Origin of the sequence: Nocardioides sp., assembly GCF_036274455.1 — a bacterium.
Classification (GTDB): domain Bacteria; phylum Actinomycetota; class Actinomycetes; order Propionibacteriales; family Nocardioidaceae; genus Nocardioides.
This window is the reverse complement of record NZ_DASUFR010000018.1, coordinates 1-3,636: the sequence shown is the minus strand read 5'-3', so window position 1 is coordinate 3,636 and position 3,636 is coordinate 1. Positions and strand designations below refer to the sequence as shown.

Below are 3,636 nucleotides of genomic sequence, written 5' to 3'. Positions count from 1 at the left end.
CGAGCGCGGGAATCTGGAGCGGGCGGAGTGGCGGGCAGACCGACCGCGGTCAGGCGGCCTTCTTGGAGGAGCGCGGCCGCTTGGTGGTCTCGGCCTCACGGCGGCGGTAGCTCTCGCCCTTGATGGCGATGATCTCGGAGTGGTGGATCACCCTGTCGATGAGGGCGGTGGTGCAGGCCGCATTGGGGAAGATCGTCGGCCAGTCGCTGAAGGCGAGGTTGGTGGTGAGCACCAGGCTGCGCCGCTCGTAGCGCCGGCTGACCACCTGGAAGAGCAGGTCGGCGTTGCGGTTGTCGTAGGAGAGGTAGCCGATCTCGTCGATCACCAGGAGGCCGGTGCGGCTGCAGTAGTGGCGGAGCCGGCGGTCGAGGCCGCGCGAGGAGTCCTGCGCGCCGAGGTCGAGCAGCAGCTGGGCGGCGGTGGTGAAGACGACCGAGTGGCCGTCGAGGATGGCCTGGTTGGCGATGTTCTGGGCGATCATGGTCTTGCCCAGGCCCTGCGGCGCGACGAGCACGACGTTCTTGTTCTGCTCGAGGAAGTCGAGGCGCAGGGCGGACTCGACGGCGTCACGGTCGATGACCTCGGGCCAGTCCCAGTCGAAGTTGCTCATGGAGTTGAAGCGTCCGAGGCGGCTCCGGTGCAGACGCCGCTCGAGGCTGCGGCGGGCCCGGTCCTTCTCCTCGGTACCGGCGATGTGCTCGAGCAGCTCTGTCGGGCTCCAGCGCTTCTTGGTGGCGAGGTCGACGAGGTCATTGATTGTCTCGGCGGTCAGTCGCAGCCCCAGGGTGGCGAGGCGGTCAGCAAGCGATTGAGCGGGCATGGTCTACTCCTGGTCCTCGCCGTCGGCGCGGGGCGCGACGGCGGGCTGGCAGAGGGTGTCGTAGTCGGCGAGCGAGTGCGGCACGACGCGCAGGTCGCGCACTCGCGGGTCGTCGGGCAGCGTGATGGCCAGCGGCGGCGGCTGAGCCTTGGCCCGGCGGCGCTGGTCGAGGATGTGGGCCACCGAGGCAGCGCTGATGGCTCTGCGCTCGACGGCGATGCGAAGCGCGGTGTCGACCTCGACGGCTCCGTAGCGGTCGACCAGGGCGAGCAGCTGGGCGGTGTGCGAGGAGAGCCGTTGGTTGCGAGAGCAGAGGGCGCCAAGGAAGGCGTCGGCCGAGGGGCAGCGGGTGCGCAGCAGGTCCCGGCCCCTCAGGTCGTGGGCCCGGCGCTTCAGGTCCGTCAGGGCGGCGAGGTGGCCCGGGTCCTCGATGCGCTGGCTGCGGTCGTAGCTGCGACGGTGGCGCGCGACCTCGGCCTGGCCGTCGAGCAGTTTCACCTCGGTCTCGGAGGCGACCAGGGTCAGCGGCCGACGGCAGAGGTCGTGCGGGATGGAGTAGTCGTTGAGGTCGAAGCGGATGTAGGGCGTCTTGCCGGAGACCACGGGGCGGCACAGATCGACGGCGAAGGGATGCTCGGGCAGCGGCAGGAGCACCGGTCGCTCGTCGTCGAGCATCTGGCTGACGGGACGGCCGTCGGGATCGCCGGGCACCTTGCGGGTGTGGGCGATGCGTGAGGTCCAGTCGGCGAGCTGGGCATTGAGGTCGTCGACCGACGAGAAGCGGCGGGCGGCGAAGAAGGAGTGGCGCAGGTACTGGATGGCGCGCTCGACTCGCCCCTTCTCGTTGCCCCGGTACGGCGCGCAGGGCTTGGGTGCGAAGTGGTAGTGGCCGGCCAGCTCGAGCAGGCGGGGATGGAAGCGGATGTGGTCGGCATGCCGCTCGAGGACGACGCTCCTGAGATTGTCGTAGAGCACGGCGCGCGGCACGCCGCCGAGGGCGGCGAAGCCGAGGACGTGGCCGCGCAGGAAGCTCTCCAGGCTCTGGTCGAGGGCGAAGCGGGCGTACATGGCCCGCGACCAGGACAGCACCATCACGAAGCAGGACAGGCTCCGCTGGGCGCTGCCGATGCGGAGCTTGCCGAAGTGCGCCCAGTCCACCTGGGCCTGCTCACCGGGCATCACCGACAGCCGCAGGAAGGCCTCGCGCTTGCCGACGGGGCGGACCTGCTTGAGGTACTTGCGCAGCTGGACGACGGAGCCGGCGTAGCCGCGGCCCTCGAGCATCTGTTGCAGGCGCGTGGCCCGCAGGCGCGGATGGTGCTCGAGGGTCTCGGCGATGAAGGGCTTGTAGGGGTCGAGCAGCGTCGGGCGCACCTGGGTGCCCGGACGGATGAAGCGCTCGGCCTCGATGGCGTGCGAGACCGTGTCGTGGTGGACGCCCAGCTCGGAGGCGATGGTGCCGACCTTCCAGTGCTCGGCGAAGAAGAGGCGGCGGATCTTGGCGCGCAGGTCGGCGGCGATCATCTGGCCACCTCCCGCAGGATCAGCCGCTCCAGGTCACGGAAGTCAGCTACGCCGCCGAGGTCGTCCCGGCGCCGGCGTCGGGGCTGGTGGGCCGGGACCAGCTCGAGCGTGAAGAGCGGCGTGTCGTGGACCTCGCCGAAGCAGGCGTCGAAGAGGCTCGTGCCGCACGAATCGGCCCGGTCGTCCGCAGCGAGCGCAGCACGGACCGGGACCCCCTCCCACAAGGCCAGGGCCTCGAGCAGCGTCGGAAGCGCTCGGTGGTGGTGGGGACGGCGGTCGAGCCTGGCCTTCAGGACCGGCTGGTCCGGTCCGTCCATCACCAGGATGCGGGTCTGGTCGCCCCGCGGGTGGATTGCTGCCCAGAGCAGTGGCATCGGACTCCTCCTTGCCGCGTTGGTCGAAGAGCGGCAGGTCGAGTCCTACGGGGAACGCAACTTTGCGTTGACCCTGATGCGTCACTTTCTCGCGGTAGGCCTGCTGCCGGTCGGCGTGGTTGCGCCGGCCGATGCGGCTCTGCTGATGGCGACGGCCGGCCTCTCGTCGCGACTTCGCTCGAGCTGCTCGACGGCAGTTTGCCGAGCAGTACAGGTCGCCTCGGTCACAGAAGCGGCAGAGGAAGAAGACCTGGCTGCACTCGAGGCGGCCGCAGACCACGAAGCGAAGGGAGTCTGGCTGGTCCACGTCCCGGGCGCCGGGACGGCCAGAAACTGGACGGCTCTACCGGGTCGTGCGATTCAGGGCTGTCGGCCCCATGCGTCCCGGCTGGGTACGGCAAGAAGGCTCGGAGGTGCCACTCCGGGCCTTCGTCATTTCAGGCGGCCGCCACCGGCCCGATCTCCCTACCCCGGCCGAGGATCACGAGCGACTTTCCGGCAGCCGGTCGAGATTCCCGCGCTTCCTGGAGGCCATCAACACCCCGAGCCGCCGACCGGAGGCCGCGCCAAAACGAGCACCTCTAGAACGCGGCGCAACGCTAGAACGCGACGGCCACCGGGATTCTAGCGTTGCCAAAGCCGGAGGCCGGCGTGGAGGGGACCCCTAGAATCGCGTAGAACGCGCTCCGGAAGGCGCGCCAACGCCGAGCGGCGCAAGCCCGCGGACCAAAAGGGGCGACGCTAGAATTTCAGGAGCGGCGTTGGAGGAGCTTTGGCGAGGGCGGGATCTTTGGCGATGTTGCGGAGCAAAAAGCCAATGATTCAGTGGAGCTGAGGGGGATCGAACCCCTGACCTCTAGAGTGCGATTCCCGGCCCGAAACGCGGCGTTAGAGCGCCTCTTCTGGCGCTCCCGCGCC

3 protein-coding genes are annotated in these 3,636 nt (G+C 69.6%); all 3 read right to left on the bottom strand.

Annotated features, from left to right (window positions below):
* Nucleotides 1-49 precede the first annotated feature (49 nt).
* Genes istB through VFV89_RS01545 form a run of 3 tightly spaced genes read right to left on the bottom strand, consistent with a single transcriptional unit; the run spans nucleotide 50 to nucleotide 2,718 of the window.
* A complete protein-coding gene (istB, locus tag VFV89_RS01555) occupies nucleotides 50-820 on the bottom strand; it encodes an IS21-like element helper ATPase IstB (protein WP_329704132.1) in 771 nt (256 codons plus the stop codon).
* Nucleotides 821-823: 3 nt separating this feature from the next.
* Complete coding sequence (istA, locus tag VFV89_RS01550; RefSeq protein WP_329704131.1) at nucleotides 824-2,344, bottom strand: IS21 family transposase; 1,521 nt, start codon at nucleotides 2,342-2,344, stop codon at nucleotides 824-826.
* Nucleotides 2,341-2,718 (bottom strand): hypothetical protein, encoded by a 378-nt coding sequence (locus VFV89_RS01545; protein WP_329704130.1) that lies wholly within the window; start codon nucleotides 2,716-2,718, stop codon nucleotides 2,341-2,343. Before VFV89_RS01545 ends, istA begins: the two co-directional genes overlap by 4 nt.
* Nucleotides 2,719-3,636: the final 918 nt, after the last annotated feature.

Excerpts from the sequence above, each read along its gene's own strand:
- istB (WP_329704132.1), bottom strand. The coding sequence starts at position 820 with ATGCCCGCTCAATCGCTTGCTGACCGCCTCGCCACCCTGGGGCTGCGA.
- istA (WP_329704131.1), bottom strand. The coding sequence starts at position 2,344 with ATGATCGCCGCCGACCTGCGCGCCAAGATCCGCCGCCTCTTCTTCGCC.
- VFV89_RS01545 (WP_329704130.1), bottom strand. The coding sequence starts at position 2,718 with ATGCCACTGCTCTGGGCAGCAATCCACCCGCGGGGCGACCAGACCCGC.